14 protein-coding genes are annotated in these 19297 nt (G+C 40.3%); 9 read left to right on the top strand and 5 right to left on the bottom strand.

What is annotated here, in order from left to right:
- Positions 1-29: 29 nt before the first annotated feature.
- Positions 30-179, bottom strand: a complete 150-nt coding sequence (locus tag LEP1GSC195_RS19860; protein WP_002972862.1) for a hypothetical protein — start codon at positions 177-179, stop codon at positions 30-32.
- A gap of 118 nt (positions 180-297) precedes the next feature.
- Here LEP1GSC195_RS19860 and LEP1GSC195_RS13065 point away from each other — a divergent pair, with 118 nt between their 5' ends.
- The 6 genes from LEP1GSC195_RS13065 (at position 298) to LEP1GSC195_RS13040 (ending at position 8853) form a co-directional block, all read left to right on the top strand.
- Positions 298-2982 carry a valine--tRNA ligase gene (locus tag LEP1GSC195_RS13065; protein WP_015682447.1) on the top strand — a complete coding sequence of 895 codons (2685 nt, stop codon included), beginning with the start codon at positions 298-300 and terminating at the stop codon, positions 2980-2982.
- On the top strand, positions 2972-4249 hold the full coding sequence (gene purD, locus LEP1GSC195_RS13060) for a phosphoribosylamine--glycine ligase (RefSeq protein ID WP_015680861.1): 1278 nt from the start codon (positions 2972-2974) through the stop codon (positions 4247-4249). Before LEP1GSC195_RS13065 ends, purD begins: the two co-directional genes overlap by 11 nt.
- Positions 4249-5088, top strand: a complete 840-nt coding sequence (locus LEP1GSC195_RS13055; RefSeq protein ID WP_015681377.1) for a hypothetical protein — start codon at positions 4249-4251, stop codon at positions 5086-5088. Before purD ends, LEP1GSC195_RS13055 begins: the two co-directional genes overlap by 1 nt.
- Before the next feature lie 24 nt (positions 5089-5112).
- Positions 5113-6240 carry a peptide chain release factor 2 gene (prfB, locus tag LEP1GSC195_RS13050; RefSeq protein ID WP_015681315.1) on the top strand — a complete coding sequence of 376 codons (1128 nt, stop codon included), beginning with the start codon at positions 5113-5115 and terminating at the stop codon, positions 6238-6240.
- A gap of 4 nt (positions 6241-6244) precedes the next feature.
- Positions 6245-7741 (top strand): sigma 54-interacting transcriptional regulator, encoded by a 1497-nt coding sequence (locus LEP1GSC195_RS13045; protein ID WP_015680677.1) that lies wholly within the window; start codon positions 6245-6247, stop codon positions 7739-7741.
- A gap of 62 nt (positions 7742-7803) precedes the next feature.
- Positions 7804-8853 carry an OmpA family protein gene (locus LEP1GSC195_RS13040; protein WP_015682253.1) on the top strand — a complete coding sequence of 350 codons (1050 nt, stop codon included), beginning with the start codon at positions 7804-7806 and terminating at the stop codon, positions 8851-8853.
- 1 nt (position 8854) lies between these two features.
- On the opposite strand, the gene LEP1GSC195_RS13035 is transcribed toward LEP1GSC195_RS13040, so the two are convergent.
- The 3 genes from LEP1GSC195_RS13035 to lepB are packed head-to-tail and all read right to left on the bottom strand — an operon-like array spanning position 8855 to position 13059.
- Positions 8855-10765, bottom strand: a complete 1911-nt coding sequence (locus LEP1GSC195_RS13035; RefSeq protein WP_015682123.1) for a motility associated factor glycosyltransferase family protein — start codon at positions 10763-10765, stop codon at positions 8855-8857.
- Positions 10766-12577 carry a penicillin-binding protein gene (locus LEP1GSC195_RS13030; RefSeq protein ID WP_015681592.1) on the bottom strand — a complete coding sequence of 604 codons (1812 nt, stop codon included), beginning with the start codon at positions 12575-12577 and terminating at the stop codon, positions 10766-10768.
- A 2-nt stretch (positions 12578-12579) separates the two neighbouring features.
- On the bottom strand, positions 12580-13059 hold the full coding sequence (lepB, locus tag LEP1GSC195_RS13025; protein WP_232227841.1) for a signal peptidase I: 480 nt from the start codon (positions 13057-13059) through the stop codon (positions 12580-12582).
- 215 nt (positions 13060-13274) lie between these two features.
- Here lepB and thrC point away from each other — a divergent pair, with 215 nt between their 5' ends.
- Genes thrC through LEP1GSC195_RS13010 form a run of 3 tightly spaced genes read left to right on the top strand, consistent with a single transcriptional unit; the run spans position 13275 to position 16545 of the window.
- Positions 13275-14624: a threonine synthase gene (thrC, locus tag LEP1GSC195_RS13020; protein ID WP_015682626.1), complete on the top strand. Its 1350-nt coding sequence runs from the start codon at positions 13275-13277 to the stop codon at positions 14622-14624.
- A gap of 50 nt (positions 14625-14674) precedes the next feature.
- The gene (locus tag LEP1GSC195_RS13015) at positions 14675-15385 is read left to right on the top strand and encodes a hypothetical protein (protein ID WP_040506712.1); all 711 of its coding nucleotides are present in this window, start codon (positions 14675-14677) and stop codon (positions 15383-15385) included.
- The gene (locus LEP1GSC195_RS13010) at positions 15385-16545 is read left to right on the top strand and encodes an LIC10486 family protein (protein ID WP_015681876.1); all 1161 of its coding nucleotides are present in this window, start codon (positions 15385-15387) and stop codon (positions 16543-16545) included. Before LEP1GSC195_RS13015 ends, LEP1GSC195_RS13010 begins: the two co-directional genes overlap by 1 nt.
- A 129-nt stretch (positions 16546-16674) precedes the next feature.
- On the opposite strand, the gene leuS is transcribed toward LEP1GSC195_RS13010, so the two are convergent.
- Positions 16675-19278: a leucine--tRNA ligase gene (gene leuS / locus LEP1GSC195_RS13005; protein WP_015681130.1), complete on the bottom strand. Its 2604-nt coding sequence runs from the start codon at positions 19276-19278 to the stop codon at positions 16675-16677.
- Positions 19279-19297: the final 19 nt, after the last annotated feature.

The raw sequence follows: 19297 nt of genomic DNA, 5'->3' as shown, positions 1-19297 counted from the left end.
AAATGTGCGGAAGGAAACTTCCGCCTGTCTTATTTCTTAGCGATTTCTTTAAGGATTTCTTGTCTTTTTTTATCTTTATCGATGTGAGAAAGAGACAACCAATCGCGTTTCAATTGTTTTTCTGAAACACCTTTGAAGGTTGCATATTTGCCGAGGATTTTTGCTGTTTTTGCGTTCATGCCAACCAGATTCTTTTGCCTCCCCTTTCTGTCAATGCGAACCTGATGATTGCTGTTTCATCCTTGACCCCTAAACTCTTTACGAAACATAGTAAAGTGCAAGAAATCCAAAGACCCTATGAAATCACAGCTACCTGACCGTTACGATCCCGAATCCGTAGAGCCCAAATGGATACAAACCTGGGAAGAAAAAAAAACCTTTGCTCCTGACTCCTCTCGCAAAGAAACATTCTCGATCGTCATCCCGCCTCCAAACGTCACAGGGAACTTACATATTGGGCATGCACTCAATCATACGATCCAAGACATCATCATTCGCATTGAACGTAAAAAAGGAAAAAATGTAGTTTGGGTTCCAGGAATGGATCACGCAGGGATTGCTACACAAGTAGTTGTGGAACGTGAACTAGCTAAAGAAGGAAAGTCTAGAACCGATTTTACTCGCGAAGGATTTATCGAGAAAGTTTGGGAATGGAAAGCTCATTCTGGCGGAATCATTGCCAAGCAACAACGGTTACTCGGTGAATCAGTCGACTGGTCTCGTGAAAGGTTTACCTTTGACGAAGGACTTTCGAAAGCAGTCATCAAAGTGTTTCGCAGTTTGTATGATGAAGGTTTGATTTATCGCGGGGAACGAATCATCAATTGGTGTCCGGTTACCAAAACTGCTATCTCCGACATCGAAGTAGAGTACAAAGAAAAACAAGGCAAACTCTATCATGTTAAATATCCCAAAGCTGAGTTTAAAACAAAAGATCCCAAAACTCTAACTAAAGACGAATACATCGTAGTGGCGACCACAAGACCCGAAACAATGTTTGGTGACGTGGCGGTTTGTGCTCATCCAGATGATACGCGTTATGCGGCTTTAAAAGGCAAGTTTGTGTATTTGCCAATTGCGGGAAAAGAAATTCCTGTTTTATTTGATTCCTTTGTGGATAAAGAATTTGGATCGGGGCTTGTAAAAATCACTCCGGCCCATGATATCAATGACTACGAAGCCGGACTTCGTTTGCAATTAACTCCTATCAATATTATGAATTTAGATGGGACTCTCAATGAACAAGCTGGCAAATACAATGGACTCGATAGGTTTGAAGCTCGCAAACGTGTTGTAGAAGAACTTGAATCGAATGGTTATATTGAAAAAATAGAAACCCACGTTCATAGTGTGGGGCACAACCAAAGGGGTGGGGCCGTCATTGAACCGTTGTTATCGACTCAGTGGTTTGTAAAAATTGAATCATTAGCAAAACCTGCCATTGAAGTGGTAAAATCAGGAAAGGTTCAGTTCCAACCAAAGATGTGGGAAAAAACATACTTTGAATGGATGGAAAACATTCGTGATTGGTGTATTTCTCGTCAACTTTGGTGGGGACATCGCATTCCCGCCTATTATGCACCAAACGGAGAAATGGTGGTTGCTGAATCTGTTGAAGAAGCAGTATCTCTATTTTCCAAAAAGGGAATTTCTGTTACCAAAGAGACCATCAAACAAGATGAAGATGTTCTCGATACTTGGTTCTCTTCGGGTCTTTGGCCGTTCACGGTTTTTGGTTGGCCTGAAAATTCGGAAGAACTAAAAAAATATTATCCTACATCCGTTTTAGTTACTGGTTTTGATATCATTTTCTTCTGGGTAGCGCGGATGATTATGAATGGTCTGAAATTTATGGATGATGTTCCCTTTCAGAAGGTTCTCATCCATGGCCTCGTTCGTGATAAGGATGGAAAGAAGTTCAGTAAGTCACTTGGAAACGTAGTCGATCCTTTAGACATGATGAGTAAATACGGAACGGATTCGTTTCGATTTTTTCTCGCCGCTGTGTTACCGGAAGGAAAAGACATACTTTTCGACGAATCTAGGTTAGATGGGTATCGTTCATTCTGTAATAAAATTTGGAATTCGAGTCGGTTTATTTTTATGAACCTACCGGAAGAGTTCACAGCCAAAGAACCAGACATAAGTACCTTAGAAGATACTGACCTTTGGATTTTGAATGAATTTGATCGGATGCTTAGCAAGTATGAAAAAGCCTATTCCGGTTATCTTTTTTTCGAAATGGCCAATTCTATTTATGATTTTGTTTGGGGATCTTTTTGTGATTGGTATTTGGAATTAACCAAAGCTCGTGTGTATGGAAATGTAAGTCCAGAGTCACAAGAGAAAGCACGACTTGTCCTCATCAGTGTATTAAAAAAGTCACTCGGACTCTTACATCCTTTTATGCCGTTTATCACAGAAGAAATTCATTCTTTACTGGAAACTACGGAACTTGCAAAAACAGAATTTCCCAAGGCTTACGGAGTATCTGATACGGCACCGGCTGTGGTACGGATGGAGCTTGTTCGTGAGATCATCACAAAGATTCGCAATATGCGTGCGGAACTCGGAGTCAAACCTGAGAAAAAATGTAAGGTGATTCTCAAGTGTAATCATAAAGAATTAAAAGAGATGATGGAAAGAGAAATCAAATCCATCCTCCAACTATCGAAAGCAGAGAGTATCGAATTTATAGATTCGTATGAAGCTAAAAATACGGATTCTGTGGGAGCTTTTTCGATAGGAGAAATTTTTCTTCCATTAGAAGGTATTTTTGATTTTGAAAAAGAAAAACAACGATTGGAAAAAGAGAAAAAACAAATCCAATTGGAAATGGAAAAGTTGGAAAATAAAATCAACAATCCAGCCTTCTTAGAAAAAGCAAAACCGGATGTCGTAGAAAAAGAAAGAGAAAAGTATAATACTTGGAAAGAGAAACTAGATAGTACGGTAAGGGCTTTAGAAAAAATTGGAACATAAATTTAAAGTTTTACTCATTGGAAGTGGCGGAAGAGAACACGCGTTAGCAGATGCTATTTCAAAATCAAAATCTTTGGAATCCCTTCGGGTATTTCCAGGCAATGGTGGATTTTCGCAAGACGTGCTTTTAGATTCATCAGAGATTTCTATTACCGATAAATCTAAATTTTTCGCATATATCAAAACATCGGGAACAAACCTAGTGATCGTGGGTCCAGAAGATCCACTAGTGAACGGTCTTTCTGATTGGTGTGCAGAAATTAACATCCCTTGTTTTGGGCCTTCTGCCTATTGTGCTCAAGTTGAAGGAAGTAAACATTTTGCAAAAGAAATGATGAAACGTGCCAAAGTTCCCACAGCTTCCTTTGCAGTCTTTACGGATCATGAATCTGCTTGGAGTTATGCCCAGAAAGAAATCTTACCTTTGGTTGTAAAGGCAGATGGGCTTGCTGCCGGAAAAGGGGTCACTGTTGCTTTTGAGTTAAAAGAAGTAAAACAGGCGTTAGATGAAATATTTCTGGAATCGAAGTTTGGGGAAAGTGGGAACAAAGTAGTATTGGAATCTTTTTTAGAAGGAGAAGAAGCCTCCCTTTTTGTCATCACTGATGGAGAAAGGTATATGTGCCTTCCTGCAGCCCAAGACCACAAACGTGCTTATGATGGAGACATTGGTCCCAATACCGGGGGAATGGGAGCTTATGCACCGGCCCCGATTGTCACAGATGTTGTTCTTTCTTTAGTGAAGGAACAGGTCATTGAACCCATGTTAGCTGATTTTAGAACATCAGGCCATCCCTACAAAGGACTTTTATACGTTGGGCTTATGATTACCAAAGAAGGCATTCCGAGTGTAGTGGAATTCAATTGTCGTTTTGGAGATCCAGAAACGCAGTGTGTCCTTCGCCTGTTAGATGAAGATTTATTACCTATTTTTTATGCATCGGCAACGGGAACCCTTCCTGAAAGAAATTTGAAATTAAAGGAAGGTTCTTCCGCTGTTGTAGTTCTTGCAGCAAAAGGATATCCAGACTCGCCCACAAAAGGTATGCCTTTGGAAATTCCATCTAACGAAGGAAATGTGGTTGTTTACCACGCAGGAACCAAACGACAAGAGAACCAAGTTTTAGCGAATGGGGGAAGGATTCTCGGAATCACTTCCTTTGGTAATTCTTTAAAAGATGCCATCCAGGATTGTTATTCGTTTTTAACAAAAATTAAAGCACCGGATACTTTTTATCGAAAAGACATAGGTAGGAGAGCCCTCTAGTGCCATTCAGTATCTCTGGAAATTTTAAATATTGTGAACGTACAAGCCTTCGCAATTTTGAAAAACATCTAGGGATTATTTTGTCTGAAAACCAAACCCAACTCCAACAACATCTTATGATTCGTAGGGCCCTTCAAAATTTAAGTGGTTCTGTGAGTGTTCTTTCGGGACTCAGTCGTCAGGAATTGTTGTCTTTTATTTTTATTCTCACGCAGTTCGGTGATATCATTCGGTCGGAAACCCCACCGGAATACCTTTTGTTAGAATCGATTCCTTATGTGGTGGAATGGATGAAGGGACATTACATGATCCCTATAGAAATCTTGGAACATCTTGCCCATGAACGAATCTTTAAAGACCAAGGGTATTTGTTTGCCCTCATTCCTGCATTATCCATTAAAGAAAAAAAATCTTGGATTCGTTGGATCGGTGTGGATTTTGAAAAGGGTGGAGATCGAGATTTAAATTTTGAAATTTATTCTCAGTGCCGTGTATTACAAAAACCATTCCTTGGAAAGTCACTAGTCCAAGAATCAGAAATTCGTTTGGAACAAATTTGGCCTCGTGGCAAAAACGAATGTATTGATTGGTTCTATAAAGGGCTTTCTACTTTTTATTATTCCATGGAAGAGATGAGCCGAAAGGAAAAAGATCCTTTTCTTTTACATGTCATTGAACTCATTAAATCAGGTAAGTTTATACTCAAACGATTGCCTGATAGTTATGGAAAAGAATCGAGTTATTCTCTTGTGGGAACTGTGGAAGGAAATACACCCCAACTCAGAGAAACTACCTTCCAATGGGAAGTGGAAAGACTTCGTAAAGATTCTCTATTTTAAACTTCCGATTCGGATTTACGCATTATGGATAGATCACTAAAAGACTTAAAAAAACAAACATCAGAAATGATAGAATCATTTCAAACTTATTGGGCGGCTCAGAATTTCCAAGAAGACTATGACCGTTTATCATCACTCATTGAAAAAGCAAACGATCCAAAGTTATGGGATTCCCCTGACCAAGCAAAAAACGTAACACAAAAACGTAACGAGTTACAACTAAAGTTAGATCCTTGGTTGGAATTAAAGAAAGAACTATTCGATTTTCCTGATTTGATTGAACTCACTTCGGAAGAAATGGGCGAGACAGGCTTAAAATCTTTAAACGATGATTTTGATCGAATGTTTGAAGCCTTTGAAAACTTGCAAATGTTAGATGCACTGGCTGGTAAAGATGATGGGAAAGCTGCGTTTATCAATATCCATCCTGGTGCCGGCGGAACAGAATCTCAAGACTGGGCTGATATGTTACTACGAATGTACACAAGGTTTTGTGAACAAAAAGGATATCGTGCAGAACTTGTTGACTACCAACCGGGAGAAACTGCGGGAATCAAAAATGCCACGCTTTACATCCAAGGGGATCATCCTTTCGGATATTTAAAATGTGAGTCTGGGGTCCATAGACTCGTGCGAATTTCACCTTTTGATTCCAATAAAAGAAGGCATACATCCTTTGCGTCAGTGTATGTGACACCAGAAGTGGATGATGACATCCAAGTGAATATCGAAGAAAAAGACCTTCGTGTAGATGTGTATCGCTCCTCTGGGGCTGGGGGACAACATGTAAACACAACAGACTCTGCTGTGCGAATCACACATATCCCTACTGGTGTTGTGGTTTCTTGTCAAATGGAAAGATCTCAAATCAAAAACCGTGATACCGCAATGAAAATGTTACGTGCTCGTTTGTATGAGATGGAAAAACAAAAGGCAGAAGAAGAGAACGCAAAAAAAGCCGGTGAAAAGAGAGATATTTCTTGGGGATCACAAATTCGAAGTTATGTGTTTCATCCTTACAATTTGGTAAAAGACCATAGAACTGATTTTGAAACGGGAAACGTTCATGCAGTAATGGACGGAGACCTGGAAGATTTTATCATTGCCTACTTAAAATACCTGACAAACCAAAAGGCAAACGCAAAAGTATAAACAAATGTCTGTAAAACAGGATATTTCCGGTACTTTAAGGAAAATCCAAAAAGAAATTCAACAACTTCCGAATATTACGGATCGCTTGAATTTCATTTTGGAAATGACTCTGACATTGTTTGGAGCCTCTACCGGTAGTATATCCATTATGGACCAGGAAGAAAAAGTCCTCACCATTGTTGCGGCAAAAGGTATGGATTGGGAAAAGAAAATCGCCGCCAAACTTCCGTTTAATCTGGGTGTTACGGGTCGGGCAGCCTCCACTAGAGAAATTATCTATGTTCCCGATGTCACTTTAGATAAAGACTATGTGAAACTCATTGAAACCGTTCGTTCTGAACTTGCGATTCCATTAGTTACTAGAGATTCTACCATTGGAGTCCTTAACCTAGAGTCGGATAAAGTAAACTTTTTCTCATCAGAGATTATCAACCAAGCCACTCTATTTGCTTCTCAATTAACAATCGTTATCCTGGAAGAACGGATTGCCAAAGAAGCCTTTGAAAAATCCAAAAGAGAAGAAGATCCAGTAGAGGAAATTCTTGGTTATGATCCCAGTATTCTATTTTTAAAACATCGAATCAGGCAAGTGGGTCCCTCGGATACATCTGTGATGATTATAGGGGAAGAAGGATCAGGGAAAAAATTAATAGCCAAAGCTTTACATTATATATCCCAAAGGAAGAATGGTCCATTCCTCACTGTAGATTGTTCTGGCCTTAGTTATGAACTATTGGAAGCGGAACTTTTTGGTGTGCCCAGCGGAAAGATATTCAATCCCGGAAAATTAGAACAAGCCAATGGTGGGTCTTTATATATTGAATCCATTGGAGATTTACCAACGAATCTACAAACAAGACTTTTCCAAACTTTACGAGATAAAACAATGCCCAACCCCTCTGCGAAAAAGAAGGATGAGGTTCTCAACATTAGAATTTTTACAGGAAGCAAACGAGATTTATTAGAAGATATCCAGAAAGAAACTTTTTCTATGGATTTATATTATCGCCTAGCGGAAGTTCCGCTTCGTATGCCACCATTGCGCGAACGAAGAGGGGACGTTCCTCTCCTTGCACATCATTTTTTATACCAATACAACAAACAGTATGGAAGGAACAAAACGTTTTCAACAGAAGCGCTCAAGGCATTAACCGGGATGCCTTGGAGTGGAAATGTTAGGCAACTACAAAGTGTCATTCAGTATGCTGTCCTTGTTCCACCGGAAACTGTTTTGGAACCGCATTCCTTTTTGCAAGATGGGAAACGGGAAACCGAATCGACCTCAAAAGTCCAAAGTTTTGCGGTGGGAGCAGAGATTCTTTCTCCTTCGGAAAATCTATCGCTCAACATCGCCATCGAAAGATTGGAAGCCATTTGGATCAAAGAGGCTTTCCAAAGAGTATCGACTCAGGAAGAAGCAGCCAAACTGCTTGGTATTAGTCGTGGTTCTTTGCAGTATAAGATCAAAAATAACCAATTTCTGGACGGATTCAACACCTAAGTCCAAGAAAAGAATGGATAGATTGGCCTTACCTGTCGATATGATTACAAAGGAGCTTTCACGTGGCAGATAGTTATTACCGTACCATAAGTGGTAAACAATATGACAATGAATTGTTAGAAATTGCAGAGAAAGCCACCAAACGTAGCAAAGCTCCTATCGGCAAAAATATTGCAAAGACCCTTTTTGATGCCATTAAAGATGGTGGGGACTATACAGATGTGGAAAAACGCACTGTAAAATACATCCGAGATAATTTCAAATTTAGCCCAGAGGCCGATGAATACCTTCGTTCAGAGATTCGTAAATGGGCAGCAAAAATTTCTGTCCCTGCCGCAAAGAAAAAAACAACAACTAAGGGAACTACAAAAAAGGAATCCACTGTAAAACGTAATTCCTCTCGTTCTGCCAAATCTTCCTTTGAAGGTTTCACTCCTTATCATGAAAACTATGAAGGTGGTGATAGTTCACAGGACGAAGTGGCACCAACACCTGAATATAATGAATTAGTTGCTTTGAATAAATTTCAAATCACTCCAAAACAAAATCGAATCGGGCGGATCATCTTACTTGCGCTTATTCTTTTATTCTTTATTGTTTTGATTGTTTTTGGAATCCGTAGTTGTAATCGAAGTTCGAAATCAACTGAAAATATTAATCAAAATGCGAATGTTTCTTCGGAAGCGGGGACTCGCTCTTTGGAGAGAGTGGCCCTATCAGAAGGAAGAGCTTCTGATAAATTTGAATCTCAAGGGAGAGCCATTCGATACATCAACGACCTTCAAATTCGTTTTATCAAACAAAGTATGCAAACAGAAGAGACCGCTGCTGACAAAATTGTCACCTTAGCGGAAGCGCTGAAATCATATCCGGGGATTCATGTTCGAGTCAAAGGACATACTTGTTTTATTGGTGAGATGGATGAAAACAAAATTCTATCAGATGAACGTGCTAAGTTTATCTATGATGAATTAGTGAAATATGGTGTAAATGCATCTCAAATCGACTATCGAGGATTTGGTGAGACTGCGGAAATTGAATCCAATTCTACAGAAGCAGGTCGGATCAAAAATAGACGTGTTGATTTTACTGTTTTATCTGTAACCGAATAGGTTACAACAATCTGTATAAAGATTTAGTGAGCATCCGTTTGGTGGACCTGACGGATGTGTAAAGCCCTTCATATAAAAGTAAAGACTTCTTTGCCACACCCAGTTGGGTGTTTTCTTTTTCTTCCAAACTCAAGTGGTCATCATATCCTTCGGTGATGGTTAAGATGATTCTCTGGATTCCTAAACTCAAAATTTCATTTAAACCTTTTTTCCCTGATACCTGTTCATCAATTGCATCCATTTGTTTGATATCTTCCGAAAAAGTTTTGGGATTGATTTGGTTTCTTTGAATTTGATTATATATCCTTTGTGAAACCGCAAGGCCACGTTTGACCGTAGCAACAAATTCCGATAACGCTTCGGTAGTGGATTTAATTTCGGAAACCAATTGTTTTTGATCGAAAAAAGATTTTTCTTTTTTCAACAAGGAACGAATTTGATTACGAATCGAATTTACCGAATTGGTTTGGTTTTTTACTTCACTTACATCGCTCGCAAATTCTTTTGCAAAATCCGAATGGGGAATCCCTTCGAGTTTGGCACCAAACTTAGTTAAGTTGGTCCAGGGATTTTCTTTGGCATGATCTTCGAACCATTTTTTAAAGATCAACATCTTCTCATTGGTGATATAGGTTTCATCCAAATTGCCTATGACTTTTTTTTGCGGTAAAGCAAAGAGTTGTTTATAATTGTGTTTTTCTCTACGAAACTTTCTAGATTCTAAATAGTTCAATCGTTCTTCGAGGACTGCCCCTTTGGAATGGGCAAGACCCTTGGTAAAACTCAAATCCTGTCCGACTAAAAATACAGACTTAGCCCCCATAAGAGTGGCAAGGCTTGCCGCATTGGTGGAAACAGACCCACCAAAAGGAACCGAGCCTATCTCTGATAGACCAGTCCTTTCCAGTAAACGAATCAATGGGAAAGGAGAGGAGGTCACAAAACCTTTGTTTGGCCCTTTTTCCAACCGAAGGCTTAAGTAGGTGGATGTTGGGTCAAAAATCAAAATGGCGTCCCCCGAATAATCTTCCAGATATTGGCTATTGAGTGCTTGCGGGTCGACAGAAAAAATCAAATCAGGTTCTACACCAAAGGAGGAGAGAATGGGAAGAGCCGTGTCTACTGCGAGTAGTAAAAATTGGTTTCGATACTTTATAAGATCGGGTACAGATTCGGAAAGGCTTGGTCCAGCGCCCGCAACAACAATGGAGATCCCATTTGCGATTCCAAAAAGGTCTGAGACTGGATGAAACTGAGATAATTCGGGAAGGTTATAACAAATGTTTTTTGCCCAAATTTTTTCGAATCGTGTTAATGTTGCAAGATTCACATCTTTCTTGTGAAACATTTGTTCGGCGGTGTATTTCAATCTTTGGTATTCGGTTTCTTTCCATTGCCAAGACCCACGGTGGGGAACAAAACTAATGGGGTAGGTTCCTTTTCCTTTCACCGCTTCCGAGAGTTGGTCTTCCATTCCCTCCCCCGAAATAAGGATTAGTTTTCCATCTAACAATGGTTTTGAAAAATCAAAGATTTTGAATGCTTCCTGGACGAAAAAAGGAAAGGGTTCCATCCAGATAATGGTTACCTTTTCTTTTTCTATCAAAAAGGGGAGAATATAACCCAAACCTGCACCAAACAATAGATAAATGCGTTCACTTCCATCATGGGGAAGTTCGGTCGCAAACCGTTCCGCTTCTTTTTTGGGATCAAATCGACTATGGATCCAAACTCCATCCAACTCTAAAGTAGGATCTCCTGTTTTGGATTTTATGAGTTCGTAAGAAATCTTAGTTTCGATGTTCTGCGAATTTGAATCCGTTGTTCCGATTGAATTTACAGTATTCTGAATCACTTCTGCCAATCGAGAAGGAAGGGCCGCTAGATTTTTTTCTAAGAGAGAATCTTTCACTTAAGGTTCCAAAACGATTTTGATCGCTGTATTGGGGGAAAGGGAAGACCCTGCTTTTGGATCTTGCGATTTGACAAACCCGGAACCTTCTAATTTGTATTCTGCTTTGAGTTGTTTTAAAATTTGGATAGTTTCAGAAGCAGTGAATCCAGTAAGGTCAGGCATTACCTTAGGATCGAATTTATAAATTTTATTTCTTTCGCCTTTCAATCGGTAAACAAGAGCCTTCTCACTTTTTTCGACAATAGGAATGATACTTTCTACCACCTCACGAAAGACAGGTGCTGCAATCCCGCCACCCGTATGGGCATCCCCACCAGGTTCATCAAAAACAATAAGACCCACATACTTTGGCTTTTCTGCTGGAAAAAATCCGAGAAAACTGGCTGTGAATAAACCTGCTTGGTATCCTGCCCCAGCTTTTGCTTTTTGCGAAGTTCCCGTTTTTCCTGCGATAAAGTAATTTTCTAAATAAGCTTTTTTTCCCGTTCCTTGTGAGACGGCCTTACTCATAGCATTTAATGTTTTTTTTGCCGCTCCTTCTTTAATACCCAGTAACTCATGTTTTATGGAAAATTCATGAACCAGTTCCCCATAGGAATTGGTCACTTGCGAAACCACGGAGGGTTCAAATAAAATCCCTCCATTTACAACTGCCGCTGCTGCTGTGATGAGTTGGATTGGTGTGACAGATAGACCTTGTCCAATGGATAAAAAGTAAGGTGTACTTTTATTCCATTTGTTTAAAGGAGGTAAATATCCTTTCGCCTCATGGATGGAAAAGTTGGTTCTTTTTCCAAATTTAAATTTATCCATATAACTGTAGTATGTTGCTTCATCAATTTTTTGGGCTGCTTTAATGATTCCAACGTTACAGGAGTATTGTAAAATTTCATCCAAATTCACATGACCATGATTGTCAGTACAACGAATGGTTGTTTTTCCTATTTCAATGTATCCTGGACAATGAAACCTTTCGCCGGGAAGGATTTTGCCTTCATTCAGTAACATTAGGGCAATGAAGATTTTCATTGTCGATCCCGGTTCATAAACATGGCGGATAGACCAATTGGAATGAGATTCTAAAGGAAAATCTTGGAAATGGTTGGGATCAAAATTGGGGAAAGATGCCATCGCTAAAATTTTCCCTGTTTCTGTATCCATAATCATACCGATTCCCCGTTTGGAAGCAGTTTGGATAAAGGCTTTCTGCAGTGACTTCTCTAATCGGTATTGAATGATACTATCAATAGTTAGATGAACATTATTTCCTTTGGTTGATTCTGCATCGGGTGTAGATAACAATTCCAAATTGAACAACATCTCAAGTCCTGAGAGGGCTTTGTCATCATCGTAACCTGTAAAACCAAGTAGACTGGCGGCTAAACTTCCTTGCGGATAAATTCGTTTGTATTCTTTTTCCACACGAACACCGGGTAACGAGAGAGCTTTGATTTTTTCTGCTTTGGTAAGCTCAATTTCTCTTTTTAATAAAAAATAATTCTGTTTGTCGCGAATGGTTTCAATCAGTTTTGTTGGTGAGATTCCAAGTATGGGACCGAGCTCCTGTGCTGTGAGTTCCGGATCATAGATATTTGTTGGATCAATTCCAACCGTTGCCGACTCGCGAGAGATCGCAAGTTCAATCCCTCTCCTATCGTAGATAGTTCCTCGTTGTACATACTTACTCGACTTTAGATTAATGATATTATCATTAAAATAAGTGAGATAGATAACGCGAAAGAGTAGGATGACGAAAAGGAAGAGTATAAATAGAATGATATACTTAAAACGTTGTTTGTATTCGGTCATTGTTAAAAATAGAAGATCACTTTGCCTTTGATTTTTTCTACAGGTACGAGTCCAAAGGATCGGGAATCCGTTGAATACTGCCTGTTGTCACCTAGAAGAAGATAATAACCCGGGGGAATTCTACCTTGTTTATCCATAGCTAGAAAAGGTGAGTTGTGACGATTGAGAAATATAGACGTACTTGGCTCACTTGTGTAAGTTCCTTGAGGAAGATAATTTTCTAACAGCTCGGTGGAATCAATGAGGACACGTCCCGCCTCAATAGAATAAAATTCTCCTGGTAAACCTATCACTCGTTTGACGACAAGTTCATCCTCCTTACTCACAAAAAGCACCAAGTCCAATTTGTTGATTTTGGGGTCCGTGTATAGAAGTTCCGTTCCAAAGAATTTGGCAGAAATGGCAAATCCACCCTTCCAAACAAAGACAACAGACCCGTGTTCCAAGGTCGGATACATGGAATTTCCCTGAATGGAATAGATTTGGAATAGAAAAATGCGTATAAATAGGAGGAAACAGAGAAAGATAAAAATGAAAAGACTGCGACGGGTGTATCGTTTGAATTTTGCCCACCACCGGGAGACTTTAGTTTCTGTTTCCATATCCATCAAAAAACGATAAAAATCATTCGTGCATTTTTCCCCTTTCTCCAGAATGGAAAAGGAACTTTCCGTAAATCTGAAGCCTAGAGAAGTCTATGTCACTTACAAAATATCAATTCCGAGCACAGTTTCGTTGTACCAATGACTCTTGTCGCAAAACCTACCCTCTCCACCAAGTGATTTATTCCTGCGAAGCTTGCGGGGAACTTTTAAATGTTGAACATGATATAGACAGTCTGAAACAAGTTTCTGCACCCGAATGGAAATCGGAATTTGAATCTCGGTTCCGATCTAGCCAATTTCCCAATGCCTCTGGTGTTTGGGGAAAAAAGGAATGGGTGTTACCCGGAATCAGCGATGAAAATATCATCACTTCGGGCGAAGGAACCAGCCATTTGTATGACGCTTCTCGTTTTGCTAAAGATTTGGGTTTGGCAAACCTGTACGTCAAACAGTGCGGAGTTTCTCACACTGGCTCTTTTAAAGATTTAGGAATGACGGTCCTTGTGAGCCAAGTCAAACAAATGATTTCGGACGGAGTGCCTATCCAAGCAGTGGCTTGTGCCTCCACGGGAGATACCTCGGCAGCGCTCGCTTCTTATGCAGCAAAAGCTGGAATTCCATCCATTATACTTTTACCAGCAAACAAGGTATCTACGGCCCAACTCATCCAACCCGTTGCCAATGGGGCTCTAGTTTTGGCACTCGAAACAGACTTTGATGGTTGTATGGCAGTGGTGAAAGAACTCACCAAAGAAAAATCCATTTATCTTGCCAACTCTATGAATTCACTTCGTATCGAAGGACAAAAAACAATCTCTGTGGAAATTACACAACAGTTAGGTTGGAAAGTTCCCGATTGGATAGTCATTCCCGGTGGAAACTTAGGAAATGTTTCTGCACTTGGTATGGGATTTGAGATGATGTATGAACTTGGACTTATCGATAAGTACCCGAGAATTATATTAGCGCAGGCAAAAAATGCAAGTCCACTCTACGAATCGTTTAAGAATGGTTTTGCGGACTTCGCTCCTGTGACCGCAGAAAAAACTTTAGCTTCTGCAATCCAAATTGGTGATCCTGTCTCCGTGAAAAAAGCGATCCGCATCTTAAAAAAATTCAACGGAATCGTGGAAGTCGCAACGGAAGAAGAGTTGGCCAATGCAGCGGCTCGTGGAGATCTTTACGGACTTTATAATGATCCTCATACTGGTGTGGCTCTTGCGGCTCTATTGAAATCGGTGGAATCGGGAGTAGTCAAAAAGGGTGAGTCGGTGGTTGTGATCTCCACAGCAAATGGACTTAAGTTCACAGAATTCAAACTAGCCTTCCATGAAGGGAAAATCCCTAATATTGATGAGAAATTAAAGAACCGAATCCAATCATGCAAACCAAACATCAGCGGGGTGATGGAAATCCTAGGTAAACAACTGAAGAAGTTATAAATCGCTAGACAAATCCCCTACATGTTGGCAAATTTTTTCAGTTTACCGGTATGTACCAAGAGATCCAACTAAGCTCTGAGTTCTGCACATCTGTGGATCGTGCCGTGGCATTAGGGAAGAAGGTCTCTATGATCACTTATGTGATGGGGGATATTGGTGAGGCCAAACTAAAGTACATTTTGTTCCGGATTTTAGGTTCCGTTGGTCGTGAAGATTTGATGGAGCTCTTTTATACGGCTGCGAAGGAACTCATTGTCAATTCCACAAAAGCAGCCATCAAACGAATCATCTTTGGAGAACTCAAACTCAACATCCAGAACTTACAAGATTATGAAGAGGGGATGAAATTTTTTAAGTCCAGCCTCAATGAAAGAAAGTTTCCGGCATATAAAAAACAAATGCGCGAGTCCGGCCTCTTTGTAAAGATCACTTGCATCTACAAAAAGGACAAAATTAACCTGGAAATTAGAAATAATTTCCCATTATTGCCAATTGAGGCAGAACGAGTAAAAGAAAAGTTTATTAATGCGAAAAAGTATGATAATCTATTCGAGTTCTTTATGGAACACGGTGATAGTACGGAGGGAGCAGGAATGGGAATCACAATGGTAGAAATATTGTTGTCTCAATCAGGTTTTGACCGTCGTTTACTCTCTATATATTCATCAGAAAGGAAAAAGGAAACAGTCGCGCGTGTGGAAGTTCATTTAAGTGGAATTCCCAAATCCAGTGAAACACACGAACAATTGTTTGTAGAATAATGTCCGAATTAAGCTCAAAAGCAGAACAACTCAAACGACAAGCAGACCTAATCGGTCTGACAAGAGAAGCCGTGTTTACGGACGAACAAGCCAAAGAAGTTTTACAAGGTAAAATTACAGACGGTTACCTTGTGAAAATCAAAATAGATTTGGACAGTTTGAACGGAATGGTTCTCATTCTCGTATCTTCCATTCGTAAACATCTTATGGAATTGTATGCCGTGGTGGGGACATCACCAACATTTCGACGGATTCGAACTTTTGCAGACCATGTTCAGATCTCAACGGACTTAGGTGATATTGGCAAAACCGGCGGTTATGATCCTGCGATTTCAGAAAACATTGGGCGTGCTGTACACAGAGCCTTCACCAAAGAGAAGTTAGAGGAACTCCTTCCCCTTTGGCAAAAAAAAGATCCTTCTCATATTGCTGAAATTTTAGAAATGCCCATCCTTGCGGCAACAAAAGGTAGAAATATAAAACTGCAAGCGGAAGTAGATAAAATTTCTACAGCAAAGTTTCGTTATGAAAATCCAATGAAAGGTGTGATCCTTCCCATCCCTAAACCAGAAGATGAAACGGCTTCGGCCCAAGACGCTTCAGTCCCGGGAATTTCCACCGAACCAGCGAAAGGTGAACTTTCCTCACTGGACCGTCAAATTGCCCAATACCGGGCTTCCTTTCCTAAAGAATTGAATATGAAAACGGTCATTTCTCCCATCAACGGTGTGGAGTTTGATAATTTAATCGAAGGAATGGAAATTCTTTTTCGTGTTCCCACAGAAACTCCCGAGGGTCAAACGAATGCACAAATTCTTGGACTCATCGATGAAGAAGGGAAAATTTCCAAAGAACCAGTGGTAGGCAGGTTTCTTGGAATTGCTGGAAACAAAACAGAATATCATATTTTTGCAGAAGGACCAAACCAGTATTTGCTTCATTCGATTGAAGAACATCCTGTGAAGGTAGCCATTCCAAAACCAGCAGGTATGTCAGGCACAGCAAACAAAGGTTCTGCGGCACAAAGTGCCAAGAAAAAAGCAGGTAACGCTTCGGCTCAGGAATCCAAGTCTTCTGGAGCAAACTTATTTATTCTAATGGGTGTTTTTATCACCATCGTACTCTTTGGAGTGCTGATCTTTGTCATGGTGATCTTGTAGGCAAAGTTTTTAGAATAAAAAAAAACCCCTCAACCAATCCAGTAGTGGAAAGTGAGGGGTTTTAGTTTTAAGAACAGGATTTTCGATTTTTAAAACTAATTTGGATATTAATTTTGATCGGAAAGAAATTTATCCGGCAACTACGATATTGACGAGTTTTCCCTTCACATAGATTTCTTTTTTGATTTCTTTGCCTTCCCAAAATGGTTTTGCTTTTTCCACTGCTTTGGCAAGGGACAAAACTTCTTTCTCTTCAATGTCACGAGGAGCAAGAAACTCTCCTCTCATTTTTCCATTCACTTGAATCACAATGGTGATGTTGGCATCGAGTAAGTACTTCTCATCCCATTTTGGATAAGGATGGTAGGCGAGTGATTCTTTATATCCGAGTTTAAACCAAAGTTCTTCTGCCAAATGGGGAGCATAGGGAGAGAGTGCGAGAACGAACGGTTCCAAAACTTTTCTCGGTTTTCTAGGATTTGTTGTGAACTCATTGATGAAGATCATCATCTGAGATACGGCTGTATTAAAAGAAAAACTATCGATATCGTCTTTTACTTTTTTAATTGTACGATGTAGTGTTTTCAGTTCGGCTTCGTTTGGTTCGATATCTTCTACAAAAAAAGATTCATTTTCGCCTGAGTGAAAAAGTCTCCAAACTCGATTTAAAAATCGAAACACTCCATCCACTCCGTTTTTACTCCAAGGTTTGGACATCTCAAACGGACCCATAAACATTTCAAAAAGCCTAAGTGTGTCTGCACCAAATTCAGAGACTACATCATCTGGATTGACAACGTTTCCACGAGATTTTGACATTTTCCCTTTGTCTTCTCCCAAAATTAAACCTTGGTGGACTAACTTTTGGAAGGGCTCTGGGGAAGAAACATGGCCTAAATCAAAAAGGATTTTATGCCAAAATCTGGAGTATAGCAAGTGTAATACGGCATGTTCTGCCCCGCCCACATAAACTTCCACAGGCATCCATGCTTTTTCCAGTTCTGGATCGATGAGTTTGTCGTTGTTTCTTGGGTCAATGTAACGAAGATAATAATAACAAGAACCGGCCCACTGCGGCATGGTATTGGTTTCTCTTTTTCCCACTTCTCCGGTTTCTGGATCTGTATACACGAGCCAATCTTTAGCAAGTGCTAGTGGGGATTCTCCCGTGCCAGAAGGTTTGAATTCTTCTAAGTCTGGAAGAACCAAGGGAAGTTCGGAATCAGAAAGTGCTTTGGAAGATCCATCGGCAAAGTGAACAAGAGGGATGGGTTCTCCCCAATACCTTTGTCTGGCAAAAAGCCAATCTCTCAGTTTGAATTGGACTTTTTTACGTCCAAGGCCTTTCTTTTCTGCCCAAATGGACATGGTTTGGAAGGCATCTTTGTAAGTTTTACCATCTAACTGTACTTCTGCGGAAGAAGAGTTGATACAAACAGAATCTTTGGAATCAAAAGCAAGATTTGGTTCCATCTTTCCATCGATTACTTGTTTGATCGGAAGTTGGAACTTCATAGCAAAATCGTAGTCTCTTTGGTCGTGAGCAGGAACGGCCATGATGGCACCGGTTCCATAAGAAATTAAAACATAATCAGAAATATAGATGGGAACCTTTATTGAGGAGTCTGTTGGCAAACTGGCGTAAGATCCTGTAAACACACCTGTTTTGTCTTTATTCAGCTCGGTTCGTTCCAAATCACTTTTTAAAGAACAGTCTTTTTGGTATTTTTCCACAGCCGATTTTTGTTCGGGAGTGGTAAGCTCTGCTACGAGTGCGTGTTCTGGGGCAAGGACTAGGTAAGTGGCCCCAAAAATGGTATCGGGTCTTGTTGTATAAACAGTGATGTCTTTGGATAAAGAAGGAACAGGGAAACTGAGTTCCAATCCTTCAGATTTTCCAATCCAATTTCTTTGCATCTCTAGAGTAGAAGTAGGCCATTCACAAAGGGAAAGGTCGTTTAGCAGACGTTCGGCGTAAGAAGTGATGCGCATCATGTATTGGCGCATGGGTTTTCTTTCTACAGAATACCCTTTGGAAGTCCATTCTTCCACTTCTTCATTGGCAAGAACAGTTCCAAGTGCCTCACACCAGTTGACAGGAATGTTTGCTTCATATACCAATCGGAAAAAAGAGAGGATGTCTTCTTTTTCCTTTCGGGATTTGGCCTTCCATTCGGTGGGAGAAAATTGGATTCCTTTCGGTAGTTCCTTCCCTTCAAAGAAGGTGGAGCCCTCCGATTCTAAGGATTGGATGAGTTCAGTAATGGGTAAGGCTTTGTTCTTTTTACGATCAAAGTACGAATTGTAGATTTGAAGGAAAATCCACTGGGTCCAACGGTAGTAGTCCGGGTGAGTGGTCGAGATTTCTCGATTCCAATCATAAGATAGGCCAAGGCTTTTGATTTGGCGACGAAAGGTATCAATATTGTTCTTTGTGGTGGTGCGTGGGTGAACTCCCGTTGTCATCGCATACCTTTCCGCAGGAAGGCCAAAAGCGTCCCATCCCATGGGGTGAAGGACTTCAAATCCTTCCATTCGTTTGAGTCGTGAAATGATGTCTGTCGCTGTATATCCCTCTGGGTGGCCTACGTGCAGTCCTGCGCCACTTGGGTAGGGAAACATGTCTAAACAATAGTATTTAGGTTTGGTTGAGTGAGCGTTTGTGCGAAAGGTCTGGTGGTCGTCCCAGTGTTTTTGCCATTTTTGTTCAATATCTTGGAATGGATAATTCATCGACTAACGTAGAGAAAGT

The organism is Leptospira wolbachii serovar Codice str. CDC (assembly GCF_000332515.2).
Taxonomy (GTDB): domain Bacteria; phylum Spirochaetota; class Leptospiria; order Leptospirales; family Leptospiraceae; genus Leptospira_A; species Leptospira_A wolbachii.
The sequence above is the reverse complement of the archived record's forward strand: the minus strand, read 5'-3'. Positions and strand labels throughout refer to the sequence as shown.

What these genes read in the sequence shown, in the direction of transcription:
- LEP1GSC195_RS19860 (WP_002972862.1), bottom strand. Translation starts at nt 179, where the DNA reads ATGAACGCAAAAACAGCAAAAATCCTCGGCAAATATGCAACCTTCAAA.
- LEP1GSC195_RS13065 (WP_015682447.1), top strand. Translation starts at nt 298, where the DNA reads ATGAAATCACAGCTACCTGACCGTTACGATCCCGAATCCGTAGAGCCC.
- prfB (WP_015681315.1), top strand. Translation starts at nt 5,113, where the DNA reads ATGGATAGATCACTAAAAGACTTAAAAAAACAAACATCAGAAATGATA.
- LEP1GSC195_RS13045 (WP_015680677.1), top strand. Translation starts at nt 6,245, where the DNA reads ATGTCTGTAAAACAGGATATTTCCGGTACTTTAAGGAAAATCCAAAAA.
- LEP1GSC195_RS13030 (WP_015681592.1), bottom strand. Translation starts at nt 12,577, where the DNA reads ATGACCGAATACAAACAACGTTTTAAGTATATCATTCTATTTATACTC.
- thrC (WP_015682626.1), top strand. Translation starts at nt 13,275, where the DNA reads ATGTCACTTACAAAATATCAATTCCGAGCACAGTTTCGTTGTACCAAT.
- LEP1GSC195_RS13015 (WP_040506712.1), top strand. Translation starts at nt 14,675, where the DNA reads ATGTACCAAGAGATCCAACTAAGCTCTGAGTTCTGCACATCTGTGGAT.
- LEP1GSC195_RS13010 (WP_015681876.1), top strand. Translation starts at nt 15,385, where the DNA reads ATGTCCGAATTAAGCTCAAAAGCAGAACAACTCAAACGACAAGCAGAC.
- leuS (WP_015681130.1), bottom strand. Translation starts at nt 19,278, where the DNA reads ATGAATTATCCATTCCAAGATATTGAACAAAAATGGCAAAAACACTGG.